General features: G+C 39.4%; 17 protein-coding genes. 12 read left to right on the forward strand and 5 right to left on the reverse strand.

Features of this window, described 5'->3' with window-relative positions; all coding sequences use genetic code 11:
* The first annotated feature begins 2 nt into the window (after nt 1-2).
* The 11 genes from atpG to lolA all read left to right on the forward strand — a co-directional run bounded on the left by atpG (nt 3) and on the right by lolA (nt 9,077).
* Entirely contained in the window at nt 3-920 is a 918-nt protein-coding gene (atpG, locus tag HMPREF2086_RS03285; RefSeq protein WP_023927354.1) for an ATP synthase F1 subunit gamma, read from the forward strand.
* Nucleotides 921-931: 11 nt separating this feature from the next.
* A complete protein-coding gene (gene atpD / locus HMPREF2086_RS03290) occupies nt 932-2,341 on the forward strand; it encodes a F0F1 ATP synthase subunit beta (protein ID WP_023927355.1) in 1,410 nt (469 codons plus the stop codon).
* 10 nt (nt 2,342-2,351) lie between these two features.
* Nucleotides 2,352-2,741, forward strand: coding sequence for an ATP synthase F1 subunit epsilon (atpC, locus tag HMPREF2086_RS03295; protein ID WP_023927356.1), 390 nt, complete (start codon nt 2,352-2,354; stop codon nt 2,739-2,741).
* Nucleotides 2,742-2,753: 12 nt separating this feature from the next.
* A complete protein-coding gene (locus HMPREF2086_RS03300; RefSeq protein WP_023927357.1) occupies nt 2,754-3,317 on the forward strand; it encodes a MotA/TolQ/ExbB proton channel family protein in 564 nt (187 codons plus the stop codon).
* 29 nt (nt 3,318-3,346) lie between these two features.
* Nucleotides 3,347-3,748: a biopolymer transporter ExbD gene (locus HMPREF2086_RS03305; RefSeq protein ID WP_023927358.1), complete on the forward strand. Its 402-nt coding sequence runs from the start codon at nt 3,347-3,349 to the stop codon at nt 3,746-3,748.
* A gap of 3 nt (nt 3,749-3,751) precedes the next feature.
* Nucleotides 3,752-4,486 carry a TonB C-terminal domain-containing protein gene (locus HMPREF2086_RS03310; protein ID WP_023927359.1) on the forward strand — a complete coding sequence of 245 codons (735 nt, stop codon included), beginning with the start codon at nt 3,752-3,754 and terminating at the stop codon, nt 4,484-4,486.
* A gap of 74 nt (nt 4,487-4,560) precedes the next feature.
* The gene (tolB, locus tag HMPREF2086_RS03315; protein WP_023927360.1) at nt 4,561-5,832 is read left to right on the forward strand and encodes a Tol-Pal system protein TolB; all 1,272 of its coding nucleotides are present in this window, start codon (nt 4,561-4,563) and stop codon (nt 5,830-5,832) included.
* A gap of 331 nt (nt 5,833-6,163) precedes the next feature.
* The gene (gene pal / locus HMPREF2086_RS03320) at nt 6,164-6,718 is read left to right on the forward strand and encodes a peptidoglycan-associated lipoprotein Pal (RefSeq protein WP_023927361.1); all 555 of its coding nucleotides are present in this window, start codon (nt 6,164-6,166) and stop codon (nt 6,716-6,718) included.
* A gap of 146 nt (nt 6,719-6,864) precedes the next feature.
* Nucleotides 6,865-7,839 carry a tetratricopeptide repeat protein gene (locus tag HMPREF2086_RS03325; protein WP_023927362.1) on the forward strand — a complete coding sequence of 325 codons (975 nt, stop codon included), beginning with the start codon at nt 6,865-6,867 and terminating at the stop codon, nt 7,837-7,839.
* Nucleotides 7,836-8,432, forward strand: coding sequence for an FKBP-type peptidyl-prolyl cis-trans isomerase (locus tag HMPREF2086_RS03330; protein WP_023927363.1), 597 nt, complete (start codon nt 7,836-7,838; stop codon nt 8,430-8,432). Before HMPREF2086_RS03325 ends, HMPREF2086_RS03330 begins: the two co-directional genes overlap by 4 nt.
* A 75-nt stretch (nt 8,433-8,507) precedes the next feature.
* Nucleotides 8,508-9,077 carry a LolA-like outer membrane lipoprotein chaperone gene (gene lolA / locus HMPREF2086_RS03335; RefSeq protein ID WP_023927364.1) on the forward strand — a complete coding sequence of 190 codons (570 nt, stop codon included), beginning with the start codon at nt 8,508-8,510 and terminating at the stop codon, nt 9,075-9,077.
* A gap of 55 nt (nt 9,078-9,132) precedes the next feature.
* Here the strand turns inward: lolA and HMPREF2086_RS03340 are convergent, their stop codons facing one another.
* The 4 genes from HMPREF2086_RS03340 to HMPREF2086_RS03360 all read right to left on the reverse strand — a co-directional run bounded on the left by HMPREF2086_RS03340 (nt 9,133) and on the right by HMPREF2086_RS03360 (nt 13,061).
* The gene (locus HMPREF2086_RS03340; protein WP_023927365.1) at nt 9,133-9,981 is read right to left on the reverse strand and encodes a hypothetical protein; all 849 of its coding nucleotides are present in this window, start codon (nt 9,979-9,981) and stop codon (nt 9,133-9,135) included.
* A complete protein-coding gene (locus tag HMPREF2086_RS03345) occupies nt 9,978-10,367 on the reverse strand; it encodes a hypothetical protein (protein WP_023927366.1) in 390 nt (129 codons plus the stop codon). Before HMPREF2086_RS03345 ends, HMPREF2086_RS03340 begins: the two co-directional genes overlap by 4 nt.
* A gap of 622 nt (nt 10,368-10,989) precedes the next feature.
* On the reverse strand, nt 10,990-11,721 hold the full coding sequence (gene fliP, locus HMPREF2086_RS03355) for a flagellar type III secretion system pore protein FliP (protein ID WP_034560868.1): 732 nt from the start codon (nt 11,719-11,721) through the stop codon (nt 10,990-10,992).
* A 389-nt stretch (nt 11,722-12,110) separates the two neighbouring features.
* Nucleotides 12,111-13,061, reverse strand: a complete 951-nt coding sequence (locus tag HMPREF2086_RS03360) for a L,D-transpeptidase family protein (protein WP_051397640.1) — start codon at nt 13,059-13,061, stop codon at nt 12,111-12,113.
* Here HMPREF2086_RS03360 and HMPREF2086_RS11460 point away from each other — a divergent pair.
* The gene (locus tag HMPREF2086_RS11460) at nt 13,039-13,302 is read left to right on the forward strand and encodes a hypothetical protein (protein WP_148374466.1); all 264 of its coding nucleotides are present in this window, start codon (nt 13,039-13,041) and stop codon (nt 13,300-13,302) included. The genes HMPREF2086_RS03360 and HMPREF2086_RS11460 overlap by 23 nt on opposite strands.
* Before the next feature lie 124 nt (nt 13,303-13,426).
* On the opposite strand, the gene era is transcribed toward HMPREF2086_RS11460, so the two are convergent.
* Nucleotides 13,427-14,464 carry a GTPase Era gene (era, locus tag HMPREF2086_RS03365; RefSeq protein WP_023927369.1) on the reverse strand — a complete coding sequence of 346 codons (1,038 nt, stop codon included), beginning with the start codon at nt 14,462-14,464 and terminating at the stop codon, nt 13,427-13,429.
* Nucleotides 14,465-14,495: the final 31 nt, after the last annotated feature.

Here is a 14,495-nt window from a genome sequence, read left to right on the forward strand (position 1 = left end):
AAATGGGAAATAATCTAAAAGAGATTAGGACAAAAATCAGCAGTGTCAAAAGCACCCAAAAGACAACACGAGCGATGAAACTTGTCTCCACCTCAAAACTCAAAAAAGCCGAAGAGATGGCGAAGCGTTCGAGAGCTTTCCACGATAGGTTAAATGAAGTTTTTGAAGATGTCATCTCAAAGATGAAAGTGCGCGGACTAGAAAACATCAATAGTCGTTTTTTTATCAACCTAAAAAACAAAGAAGTAAAAAAGGTTGATATTGTGTTTATTACCGCTGATAAGGGACTTTGTGGTGGGTTTAATGCAGCCACTATCAAAGAGGTGCTAAGACTGATTGCGGATTTTAAGTCAAAGGGTATTAAGGTAAGGCTTCGCGGTGTTGGCAAAAAAGGCATAGCGTATTTTACTTTTAATGAGATTGAGATTTTGGATAAGGTTACAGGGCTTAGTTCTTCGCCTGATTTTGAGAGAGCTAGTGAATTTATTATGCAGGTAACCAAAGATTATTTAGACGGCTTGACCGATGAAGTGATTTTGGTGCATAATGGATTTAAAAACAAAATCTCTCAAGAGCTAAAAGTCAAAAGTATCCTGCCGCTAGGCTATAAGCTAGAGCAAGTCATAGAGGAAATAAGTGAGGATACTACTCCGCAAGAATCCATAACCATTGAACCAGATGATGATGAGGACGCAGTGCTAGACCAAGCAGCTCAGAAGTATATTGAGTATAATATGTATTACGCGCTGATTGATTCTCTAGCAGCAGAGCATAGTGCGCGTATGCAGGCTATGGACACAGCTACTGAAAATGCAGGCGAGCTAGTGAGAGAGCTTACTATCTCTTATAACAAAGCGCGACAAGAGTCGATTACTACCGAGCTAGTAGAAATCAACGCAGGCGCGGAATCTATGAAATAAAGGAGACTTAAATGGAATCAAAAGAAGGAAAAATCGTCCAAGTCATAGGACCAGTTGTAGATGTGGATTTTGAGTCGTATCTGCCCTTTATCAATGAAGCACTAGATATTGTGTATGATTTTGATGGCAAAAAGAAAAATCTAGTCTTAGAGGTGGCAGCTCACCTAGGCGATAATCGTGTGCGTGCAATCGCTATGGATATGACAGAGGGGCTTACTCGCGGACAGGTTGTTATGGCAAGAGGCGAGATGATAAGCGTGCCTGTGGGCGAAGCTGTGCTAGGCAGAATCTTTAATGTTATAGGTGAAGTTGTCGATGGCGGTGCGCCTGTAAAAAGTGATTTGCGATGGGCTATCCATAGAGAAGCACCAAAGTTTGAGGAGCAAAGCACAAAGACAGAGATTTTTGAAACAGGGATTAAAGTCGTTGATTTGCTTGCACCATACTCAAAAGGTGGTAAGGTAGGATTGTTTGGTGGTGCGGGCGTTGGCAAGACGGTTGTTATTATGGAGCTTATCCACAATGTTGCTTATAAACACAGCGGATATTCTGTGTTTGCAGGTGTGGGCGAGCGCACAAGAGAAGGAAATGACCTTTATCACGAAATGAAAGAAGGTGGAGTAATAGACAAAGTCGCTCTTTGCTATGGGCAGATGAATGAACCACCGGGAGCGAGAAACAGAATTGCGTTTGCAGGGTTAACTATGGCGGAGTATTTCCGTGATGAGAAAGGGCTAGATGTGCTTATGTTTATTGACAATATTTTCCGCTATGCGCAATCGGGTTCTGAAATGTCTGCCTTGCTAGGTAGAATCCCATCAGCTGTGGGCTATCAGCCAACTTTGGCAAGTGAGATGGGCAAGCTCCAAGAGAGAATCACTTCTACTAAAAAAGGCTCTATCACTTCTGTCCAAGCGGTGTATGTGCCAGCTGATGACTTGACTGACCCTGCGCCTGCGAGTGTGTTTTCACACCTTGATGCACGAACCGTGCTAAACCGAAAAATCGCAGAAAAAGGAATCTATCCTGCGGTAGACCCACTTGATTCATCATCTCGTATGCTTGACCCACAAATCGTTGGCGAAGAGCATTATCAAATCGCCACAGGTATTCAGCAGATTTTGCAAAAATATAAAGACTTGCAAGACATTATCGCCATACTTGGTATGGACGAGCTATCCGAAGAGGACAAAAAAGTTGTTGAACGCGCTAGAAAGATTGAGAAATTTTTATCACAGCCTTTCTTTGTCGCAGAAGTGTTTACAGGAAGTGCGGGCAAATATGTCGCACTAGAGGATACACTTGAGGGATTTAAGGGAATCTTAGAGGGCAAATACGACCATATCCCTGAAAATGCTTTCTATATGGTAGGAAATATACAAGAAGCAGTCCAAAAAGCAGAGAGTATGAAAAAAGCATAAAGGTTGCTATATGGAAAAAATAAATCTAAGCATTGTAACGCCTTATGGTGAGATATTTGCTGGCGAAGTGGATTCTATCACTATGCCCGGGGTTGAGGGGGAGTTTGGCGTGTTTTATGGGCATAGCAATCTTTTGTCATTGCTAAAAGCAGGCGTGATAGAGATTATTAGTGACGGAAAGCACGAACTTGTAGCGATTGATTGGGGCTATGCAGATGTAAGCGCGACAAGAGTGAGTGTCATCGCAAATGGTGCGGTGGCAGTCGGTGGCGATGATGAGGGTGCTATCTCTGAGGGCATTGATAATGCTAGAAAACTTCTTGAGGAAGCTAGCGATGATAGAGTGGCTATTTCGTCAGTTGTCTCTCGTATAGAGCAAGTTGTAAAAAGCGGAATCTAGGGAATCAAAAGTATGAGTTCGCTGTTTATATTTTTTGAGGAGTCTAGTCCTATCACGCTTTTTACACTTGTATGGTTGTCATTTTATTTTGTTATTACTCTGTGGATTTTTTTCTACAAATACTTTTCTATATCTAGTATGTGCAAAGACGAGCAAGAATCGCTAGATGCGATTTTGCAAGGGCAGCAAAGATTCCCAAAGGACGCACTATTTTTTAATACCGAGCACGGACTTAAGCCTGGTATTTTTTCTATTTGGAAAAGTAAGACTATCAAAGAAGCAAGCACAGGACTTTCGTTTTTAAGCATAATTGCTTCTACTTCTCCATTTATAGGGCTGTTTGGCACGGTGGTTGAGATTTTGGACGCGTTTGGGAGGCTTGGTAGCACAGGACAGATTTCTTTTGATGTGATAGCTCCTGTCATATCAAAGGCACTTATCGCTACGGCTGCGGGGATTCTCACAGCGATTCCAGCATATACATTTTTTTTAAGCCTTAAGCGCAAGGTGTATGATTTGGGTGTGTATGTGCAGATGCAAATAGACTATATCGTTGTTCCACATAGTTTTAGATAGATTTACAAAAGATTGGACGCATAAAAACAATGGATGAGAATTTTTTGTGGGAGGATAAGCCAGAGCTAAATATCACTCCTCTTGTGGATATTATGCTTGTGCTACTTGCCATTCTTATGGTAACTACACCTACGATTGTCTACCAAGAGGACATAACCCTACCAAAAGGGACAAAAACCAACAAACGCGCACTAGATAATACTTTGGAAATCCGCATAGACAAAGACAAAAAAGTCTATATCAAAAATAACTCTTATGAATACAAGGCATTCCCTGATAGCTTCAATCTCCTAGCAAAGCAGTATGACAAAAAAGAAACACCTGTTTTTATACGCGGTGATGAACGACTAAACTATGAAACTATAATGTTTATCTTAAAATCCGTAAAAGAAGCAGGATTTCAAAAAATCTCCCTTGTAACAAGCGGGTAGCAAATGCTTCAAAAAAGTGAGATTCCATTCATTTATAGTGGCATTAGTGCTTTTTTGGTGTATTTTTTTGTGCTTTTTTTACTGCTTTTTAACTTCACACCGCTTTTTAAAACCAAATACATTCCACGCACAAGCACGATTTTGGAGCAGTCTATTGCTATTAGCATTAGCGAGCCCAAAAAACCTAAACAAAAGCAAGACAAAAAAAATGCAGGCACACCTGTGGAGGGTATGGGGATAAAAGAAATGTTTTCTAATATCGCCGATGCGCAGATAATGCCACCTGTGGAAAATACTGATGACAGAAGTCAGGTAGCAAAAAACACTCAAGACAAAACTGAAAAAAATGCCCTCCAAGCTCTCCAAGAAGAAATCGAAAAAATACGCGATGAAATAAAAGCTATGGACAATAAACAAATAGAAGCGCAATCCCAAACGATTTCACCAGATTTTGCTGATGGCAAGTATGACGAATGGTATGGCGAGATTTATGATATAATCTATCGAAAATGGAATCCGGGGTTTTATCAATCCTATCAAGGCGCGATAGTTACGACACTTGTGCAGATTAGCCCAAGTGGTGGGTTTAGTTATCGCATTGTGAGATTGTCTAAGTTTGATGGACTAAATGAGGGCGTGATTGAACTATTAGATTCTTTTAAAAATGAGAGTTTTCCTCCACACCCAGAGGGGAAATCCGTGCAGATTGATATGAATTTTCGCATAGATTCTCAATAGCGTTTGTGCTTTGTATTTGCAAGTGATATATAATACGCAATTTTTATAAAAGGAAATAAAGAAAGGAAAATAATATGAGAAAGTTTGTAGTTGCGTTTTTTGGTGGCGTAGGACTTTTGATGAGTTTGACATTTGGCGCGGATGCGACTATGGAAATCGTAAAAAGCGTCCAAAGAATGCCAAAAATAGAGGTGGGATATGTCCCAGCAGGAGAGTCTCTCACTGCAAAGAGGGCTTATAAAGTGCTTATGGGGGATTTGAGTGTATCGGGACATTTTGAGCCAAGTGATGGGGGAGCGTATAGCAAAGGAAGCATTGATTATAGTATTTACCAAGCAAAAAAAATTGATTTAGTAGCTATTATCCAAGTAAAAAAAGAAAACAAAAACTACAAAGCAACACTTCTACTTTATGACATAAACTCTTCTAATCTAAGCATAAACGAAACCTATCAAGTGTCAGATTCGCAGCTATATCCATTTGCAGCACACAAAATGGCTATTGATATAAACAAATACATAAAAGCTCCGCCGATTGATTGGATGAGTCGCTATGTGGTGTATTCTCAATATACGATTTCGGGGCTAGCAAATATCGTGCTTAGCGATTATACGCTTACTTATAACCAAACTATAATAACAGGTGGGCTTAATATTTTTCCTAAATGGGCTGATTCTGCACAAAAGGAAATTTACTTCACGCGCTATCTGCCATTGCCTACGATTATCCGCTACAATATCTACACAGGAGAGAGTGAAAGGCTCGTAGATAGTCAAGGTATGGCAGCGGTTTCAGATGTAAGCAAAGATGGCAAAAAGCTACTAATCACACTTGCTCCAAGAAAGCAGACAGATATTTATCTCTACGACACAAAAAGCAAAAAACTTAGTCAGCTTACCAAATATCCCGGAATCGATGTTTCAGGTGCGTTTATCAAAAACGACAATGAAATGGTGTTTATCTCCGATAGGCTAGGCACACCAAATGTCTACTCCAAGTCGTTAAATCTCAATGCTCCAGCCCAACAAGTCGTTTTTCACGGCAGGAATAACAACTCTGTGAGTTCGTTTGGCGACTATATCGCTTATGCAAGCCGAGAGAGCAATAACGAATTTGGTCCAAATATTTTCAATATTTATATCATTTCCACAAAGAGTGATTTTATCCGCAGACTAACTGCTGTTGGAAATAATCAAATGCCAAAATTCTCTCAAGACGGCGGAAGTGTAATGTTTTTGAAACATACTGCTGGGCAGTCTGCTATCGGCGTGATACGACTTGACTATAACAAAAGTTTTTTATTTCCACTTACAAATGCGGTGGGGATACAATCTTTTGATTGGTAATATTTTTTGACTGACAGAATTTGAGAATCTTGCAAAATGCTTACAAGATTTTTGTGGGTTTTTGTGGATTTGATATTGTGTCTTAAAAGGGTGGTATTAAGCGCATTAAATGGGCATTGCAAATTTGCTTGATTTTTGCCTAAAAGTTTTTTGATTTTTGAAATTTTGCAAAAATTAGCCACTATCATACAGAATCGAAAAAGATAAAATCCAAAATACTAAACCCCACAAAATCGCCCTAAAATACGCATAAAAACGCAAAAAATAACAAAATATTTGTTTTTGTTATGTTAAAATGGTGTTTTTATCCCAAGCTTAAAGGAGTATTCCTATGAAGAAGTTTATGTTGTTTGGTGCAGCTTTTGCACTTTTTTTGATGACAGGTTGTGCTGATAAGGGTGTCAATGTAGATTCTGATGAAGATGATGATACTGACACAGAAGTGTATCAAGGAGCTAGAGGCTCACGAGGAGGTAGTGGTGGCGGTGCAGGCGGCAGTGTCTTTGGTGAAGGTGGAGATGCAGGCGAAACCATAGGAAGCGTCTATTTTGATTTTGATAGATTTAATATCCGTGGCGATATGCAATCTGTCATAGACGAAGCTGCAAGAAGCATAAAAGGACAACAAAGCTATCAAGTAACTATTGAGGGCAATGCTGATGAAAGAGGGACAGATGAGTATAACTACGCTCTTGGCACAAAGCGTGCGATAGCGGTGCGAGATGCTCTATCTCTAAAGGGTGTAAATCCTGCAAATATCCGTGTAATCAGCTTTGGCGAAAGCAAACCTCTATGCACAGAGCAAACAGAGGAATGCTACCAGCAAAACCGCAGAGGCGATATTCGCGTGATAGGTGGTGGCACTTCTGCTACTCCTGCGCAGTAGTAGCCATAAGTGGCATTAGGTGCAGTGGTGCAAGTGCAGTGGAAAGAAGTGGATAAATAGGTAGCCAAACACGCTTCACAAAAGAATCTAAAAAGCCTAAGCAAGACAAAGCTAACAAAGACAATGAAATCATAAAAGCATAGAAAATGACAAAGGTAAAGATTTCTAGCGTTTTTGTATTTTTTACTGCTTTGCCTGCTTTGGCTTTTTTTTGTGTCCTTGTGGCTGAACCATCGGCGTTTGAGCTACAAAGTGGTGCTACCAAAAAAGAGCTAAAAAACCTCCAAACTACTAACAAAAACCTCGAAAATATTGCCATTGATTACAACACTAGAATCCAAACTTTAGAGCAATCCCAAGAGGGTTTGCAAAGTGTCATTGAGGGGCAGTCTTTGCGCATAAAAAATCTCTTGGACTTGGCAAATGGGCAAGAGATGAGGATAAAGACACTAGAATCTAATCTAGATTCTGCTAGTGCTACTATCAGTGAGCTACAAACGCAAGTGAAATCCCTCACAACTAAGCTAAACGAAATGAGTGCGCTAAATGCAAAAGCAAATAGTGAAATCCTAAAAAAGCTAGAATCCATAGATTCGACTGCCCAACCAAAAGCAAGCCAGCAAAAGGCAGGACAACCAAAGGCAGATGAAGCTAAAGTGGCTGATAGCAAAAGTGGCGAGCCAAGCACGGCAAAATCCGCAGATGATGCTCCTGCTAGCGAATTCCCAAAAGAGTTTAAGCATTTACCCAAAAAAGAAGTCTATGAACAAGCCCAAAAGCTATATAGACAAAAAGGCTTTGAAGCGGCAAGTGAGCGGTATAAGTGGCTAGCAGAGGGAGAGTATAAAAGCGCGTTTTGCTACTATATGCTTGGCGAAATAGCCTATAAACAAGCAAAATACAAAGAAGCAATCATATTTTTCAAACGAAGCGTAGCCATAGACAGCGAAGCAAGCTATATGCCTGTGGTGTTGTGGCATACGGCGTGGTCTTTCAAATACACCAAAGACACGCAAAACTATGAGAAATTTTTAGACCTTCTTATCGGCTCTTATCCTGACTCCGAGCAGGGCAAAAAAGCAAAAAATCTCAAAAACCAAACCAAAAAGGAAACAAAATGAGCAATATCTCACAAAATCAAGTCGTATCAATCCTCTATGAAGTGAAAGAATCACAGACAAATGAAGTCATTGATAGCAACCTAGAATCTAAACCGCTAGAGTTTTTACTCGGTGCGGGGCAAGTCATAAGTGGGCTTGAAAAAGCAGTAGCAAGCGCAAAAAAAGGCGATAAACTAAATCTATCTATCCCGCCAGAAGATGCTTATGGAATCTATCAGCAAGACTTTTTGCAAGAAGTGCCAAAAGAGCAGTTTGATGGCATTTCTTTGCAAAAAGGAATGACACTTTTTGGGCAAGCAGAGGATGGGCAGACAGTGCAAGTCATCGTAAAAGATTTTAATGATTCTATTGTGATGATTGACTATAATCACCCTTTGGCGGGCAAGACACTACTATTTAATGTCGAAATCACTGATGTGCGCGAAGCTACGCCCGATGAGATTTTGCAAGGTAGGGTAGGGGGAGGCTGCTGTGGTGGAGGCTGTGGCTGCGGGGACTTGGCGGAGTCAGCAGAATCTATGAGTGGAAATAGCCACGAGCATCATCACGGCGGAGGTGGCTGCTGTGGTGGTGGGGGCTGTGGCTGTCATTAGGCTTGCTTAGATTGCGTGATATTTGTATGCTATGTTTGCGATATTTTACAATCAGGGAAAATCTAAGGGCTAGGTATGCAGGGATTAAAAAACTATAAACACCGACAAGCAAAGAGATTTTTTCAAATATTTGTGGGATTTTTCTCGCTACATTTTGTCGCCTTTGGTATCGCGCTTGGGTTTGGCGAGGATATACGCACACTCAAAGCAGACTTTACCCAAAAGACACTTAGCCAAGAAAATACGCTCATATATAGTGGCACACTGCTTGCCAAAGCCCCTGCCAAAGCCAAGTGGATATATGAGAAGCCTACACCAAAAGAGATTTATATCAATGGTAAAAAAACCACGATATATGAGCCGTTTTTGGAGCAGGTAAGCATAGGTAGTGCCAAGCGCAAAATCGACTTTTTGCAAATCCTGCGACAAGCCAAGCTACAAAAAGACGGCAAATATCATAGTGTGTATGAGGATATAGACTACGCGCTTACACTGCAGGGTGGCAAGCCACAAAAGCTAGAATTTAGCGATGAATTTGACAATGCTGTGGAAATCGTATTTGAGCGAGTGCGGATAAATGAGGCGATTGATGATAAAGAGTTTGACTTTGCTATCCCACCAAATGTGGATATTATCAGGCAGTAGAATCTAAAACAGATTTTTGTATCAAAAAAGTTTGACAATAAAAAAAGACTAGTTTTTATGGCATTTTGTTTTTTTTGCTATGTATGCCTTCTGTAAGGCTTTTAAAAATAGTAAGCCAACTTCCATTTACTACTATGCAACCAATGCCGGCTAGACCACCATATGTAAATGCTCTAATCAATCTCCCATTTGAATCGTATTCGTATTTGATTTTTCCTTTTATCTGTTTGATATCACCCAATATTACTCTAGTTATGGTATGAGATAAACGATTTCCATCGTAATGGTGTTTTGCGTCAAACATTAAATCACCATCTGCAACACGGTATTCTTTTGATTCAACCAAGTTTTGCTCAGAATCATACGCGCATACGCTGAGTGTATCTGGATAATAGGAATCTCGAAAACTTGTGTACAGCCCTCGAATTATTTTCCCATTCTCATATTCATATTTGATTTTTTTTATTAGACTATTGTTTATGAAAAGATATTGATAAACTAAATTTCCGTATCTATTGTATTCGTATTTCTTTGCTGACCAACTTTTTCCTGCGCTTTCTATGGGTTCATATTTGATTATCCCACTTGTAGTAAACCGTTCTTCTGCTTCATATATTTTAATCAATTTTCCATTTGAGTATTCGTACGCAAATAGCTTTCCGTTTTTGTTGGTATCCTCATCAAATTCAATATGTTTAATCAATATTCCTTTATTATCGTAGTAGAAAAACACTTTTTCCCTTAATATCTCGTCTCCATCATAAAGATATATGGCGGATAATTCTCCTTTAAAGTTATATACATATTCATTTACTAGATTTAATGGTAGCTTATCATTTTCGTCTGCATATAACACATTAAACCACATAAACAATATTAAAGTTAATCTAAGTAATTTATTCATTCTCTATTCCTTTTTGCGTATTTTGCTTGCATTTTTTCATTGTAGTTTTTGTATTGTTTTATAGCACTTCTACAATCTTTTATAAAGCCTTGATTGTCCTCAAAAAACCTTTTGCCAAATGCAAAAATTTTGTCTATATCAGAGTTTTTACCACCAAAGCATAGTAAATCAAAATCTTTCGCATTAGAATTTTTGGCAACCATTTCACTAAACCTGCCAATATTAGATATATAACTGCTTGCAGAGTGATTTTTGTCTTTTGTATGCTTGCGAAAATCTATACCCTCATCTAGCAAAAATTGCTTAAAATTTTCTCTTTGATTTTCTATTTTTTCGTAATGAATTGTGATGAGTATGTCTATACTCGCTTGTTGTTTGTCTTTCATTTTGCTTCCTTAGCTTTATAATTTATGAAATCGTATTTTACCCCCCCCCCTTCTTAAGATTTGCTTAAGGTAAAGTATTTTCCAAAAATTTTTTTTGTTCATCGTGGATTTTTGATAAAAAATGTTGTGTGGATTTGTGGGGTGGGATTTGTGAAGGTGTGGGGGGAATGGCTAGGATATTTTGATAGAACTGCTTTGCAAAAAGCGTGGCAGTGTGTCTTAAAAAGAGAGAATCAAAAATAAAAAAACACAAAAAGAGAATCTAAATTGTGGCAAAAAATAATAAAAAAAAATATAGAAAAGATTATAGCAAGGTGGCAAGCGCGGAAGTGCAAATATCAAGCAAGCAGGAAGCGCAAATAATCAAAAGGATAAAATAGTAAAGTATGCAAATAGTCCAACAAAAACAAACAAAACAAACAAACCAAAAAGCAATCAAATCAAAAAGCAACAAAGCAAAGTAAGCAAAAGTGAAAAAATCTAAAAAAAACAAGAATCTAAAAATACCCCTCTACAAAAAACACAAAAAAGCACAAAAACTAAAATCTAAGAATCAATCAAACACAAATAAATCAAAACAAATCAAGTTAAACAAACAAATCTAACTCTAAGCAAATCAAAGCTACTTAAAGCCCTGCACAAGCGAGCCGATAAGGAGATTAAACCCATCGACAAGCACAAACACTAGCACTTTAAATGGTAGCGAAATCATCACAGGAGGCACCATCATCATACCCATAGCCATAAGTATGGAGCTTACCACCATATCGATAACCAAAAATGGCAAATACAGCAAAAATCCTATCATAAACGCCGTCTTTAGCTCACTAATCATAAAGGCAGGTATAGCGATAGTGAGTGGGACATCTGCGGTGGTTTGGGGGTTTGGCAAGGAGCGAATACGATAAAAAAGTGCCAAGTCTTTTTCTCGTGTGTTTTTTAGCATAAAGTTTTTAAACGGCTCACTAGCTCGCTCAAAGGCGACATCATAGCTGATTTTCTCATCGATATAGGGCTTTACGCCCTTTTCCCACGCCTCTTTTCCCACAGGCTCCATTATGAAAAATGTCAGCACAAGTGCCAAAGAAATGAGAATCTGCGTAGGTGGGGACTGCTGTGTGCCAAGTGCGGTGCGCAAGAATGAAAATACAATGGCAAGTCGCATAAAGCTAGTCATCACAAGCACAAGAGAGGGGGCTAGGATAAGTAGCGTTAGGACGACTACGACATTTAGCGAAGTAACAAGCTGTGCGGGCGTATCTGGTGCGCTCAAAGAGAGATTTACGCTTGGGATAGTGGTGGGCGCGGCTTCTGCTAGGCTAGGAAACGCACCAAAGGCAAAAGTGCCAAAAATAAGTGCGATAAAAATCCCTCTAGGAATGTGTAGATTTTGCCAAAAACACCACTTGAAACATTGCTTGAAATTCTGCCACTTAAAATACCGCTTAAGATTGTGCTTGAAATTCTGCCTAAAAGTTTGTCTAAAAATTTGCTTGAAAGTTTGCCAAAAATACTTGGCAGGCAAAAATGCCTTTGGTAAAAAACGCGCTAGCAAAATCTTCGTTTTGCTTTTTGCAAAGGCTTTTAAAGCAAAAAACTTTGATTCAAAAGAAGCTGAAGCAAAAGGCTTTATCGTAAAAAACTCTGACACAAAAAACTTTGCTAGATTTTGTGCCAAAATATGCTTTAGATTTTGCTCCGTTTTGTTTTTCATCGTTTTTCTTTATGTGATTTTTGCGTGTTTTATCGTTCGGTTAGGATTTGCATTTTGCCATTTTCATAAGATACATATAGGATTTTGTAGTGGTTTGATGAGTAGCTGATTTTGCCGTTTTTGTAGGCTTTGTAGTCTTGCTGGAAGCTCACGCGAAACATTACGCGCTTTTCGTCATTGGGGTAGGGGACGACAGAGATATTGCTAAGGATTATGTCTTTTTGCTCTTGCTTGGCAAAGACTTGCTTTTTTTGTGCCTTAAAGGCATTTAGCTTACTGCCATCGATACGCATAAAGTCCTTGTGATAGAATGCTAGATACGCGTTTAGATTGTTTTTTTTCCACGCTTCGCGCCACTGATATAGCGCGGCTAGAAGTGTGGCTAAGTCATCTTTGCTAGGCTTTGCTAGCTCGCCCTCATAAGTGATAAGCATAGCTTTTTTATAATCCACCATTTTGCCAAAATCGCTTAGCACCGCGTTGTCTATGGCTATACAGCCGCGCGTGTTTAGCTCCTCTCTGTTGCCATCAAGTGGCAAGCCGTGTATCCATATCCCTCCACCTGTGCGCTTTAGGGCTTTGTCGTAGTTGTTTGGGTAGTCTGTGGCGTAGGCTAGCGGTCCGTAGTATGGCGGTAGCCCTGTGAGCTTGCCTGTGAAGTCATACGCACCGATAGGGGTGGTTAGGTCGCCTTGCACGCGCTTGTCGCCTTTGCCCTTGCCGACAAGTGCGGATAGTTGTCTAATCAGCCTTAGATTTCCATTTGTGATTTTGTATAGTGATAGGTTTGGTGCGGATTTGTTTGAGACAAACAAATACTCATATCCCTCAAAATACCCAAAATCCGTATCTTTGTCTTGAAGCATAGAAGCCCAAAAATCTTTTCTTTGCAAGTATTGCTCTAGTAGGGTGGCGGTTTTTTCTATGCCTTGTGTGCGGTAGGTTTGGATAAGTCTAGTGGCGTCTTTATCAAGTGCCAAAGCAAAATCCCCAAACGCCAAAATCACTACCAAAAAGCACAAAACCTTGCGACACAGACTCGCCACACTTCCAAAACTAAAAACAGCTAGACAAAATCTAAATAATCCAAGCAAAGATGCGCAAAATCTAACAAACAATGCAAAGCTAAAAGAGGTAAAAAAAGTGTATAAAAAGCTAGCAAAAAAAGCACGAAAAAAAGTAGAAAATGTAGAAAAAATAGATAAATGGCAAGACAAATGATAAGGTGTATTTTTTGATATTTTGTTTGATATTTTTTGTGGCATTTTTGTCCTTTGTTTGCCTAGTGTTTTGCTTAGATTTGTGCGTGATTTTCGCACAATCGCTTAGGTAAGGTTCGCAAAAATCATAAGTCGAAATTATAGCCTAATCTTTGTAAATCTTTTTTGCTTTTTGCCCACTCTTTGCGGACGATGACACTTAGATTCAAAAAGATTTTTTGGGCTAGGATTTCTTCTATTTTGTGGCGTGCGTATGTGCTTATGCGTTTTATAGAGTTGCCATTTTTGCCTACTACGATTAGCTTTTGGCTTTGTTTGGATACGAGTATGCTGGCGTTTATGTGGGTTATGGGTGTGGCTTTGTGTGCGTTTTGCGCGTTTGTAGGCGATTCTACAAAAGAGAGAATCTCTACTTCACTCTCATAAGGAATCTCATCACTACATAGGCTAAATATCGCTTCTCTTATCGCTTCTTTTGCGATTTGCCTACTTGTATGGGTGGTAAGCATATCCTCATCATATAGTGCTGGAGAGTGTGGCAAATGCGTGCAAATAGATTCTAGTAGATTCTCTAAGTTTATGTTTTTTTTGACACTTATTGGCACGAGGGCATAAAATCTATCGCTAAAAGGGCTAAATCTAGCGAGATATTTGGCTAGTTTTTCATTGCTTGCATAGTCTATCTTGCTAATGATGATAATGTGCTTTTGTGGATAAATCTCCAAAAACTCCTCATAGTGCTTCAAGTCATCACCAAAAGCACACATAAAAGCGCAAATATCGCACTCCTCCATTGCTTTTAGCGCGGATTTTAGCATAAACTGATTTAGTAGTTTTTCGCGCTTGTGTATGCCCGGGGTGTCTATAAATACGATTTGGCAGTTTTGTCCCTGCTTCGTGGTGTGGGGGATAATAAAGTGCATAGTGCTTCTAGTGGCGTTTGCTTTGTGAGAGACTAGGGCTAGTTTCTCGCCACTTAGGGCGTTTAGCAGGCTTGATTTTCCTGCATTTGGTCGTCCTATGAGTGCGACAAACCCCGCTTTTGTTACTTGATTTTGCTCTTTAGTCTCTGCTGTTACTTGATTTTGCGTTTCTAGCTTTTGCAGATTTAGCGATTTTGTGGTTTGCTGATTTTGCATTGTGGATTTTGGTGCTTCTTTCATTTTTTGTAGGCGGTTTTGGATTGAGCCAAAA

It is taken from the genome of Helicobacter macacae MIT 99-5501 (genome assembly GCF_000507845.1).
Lineage (GTDB): Bacteria > Campylobacterota > Campylobacteria > Campylobacterales > Helicobacteraceae > Helicobacter_B > Helicobacter_B macacae.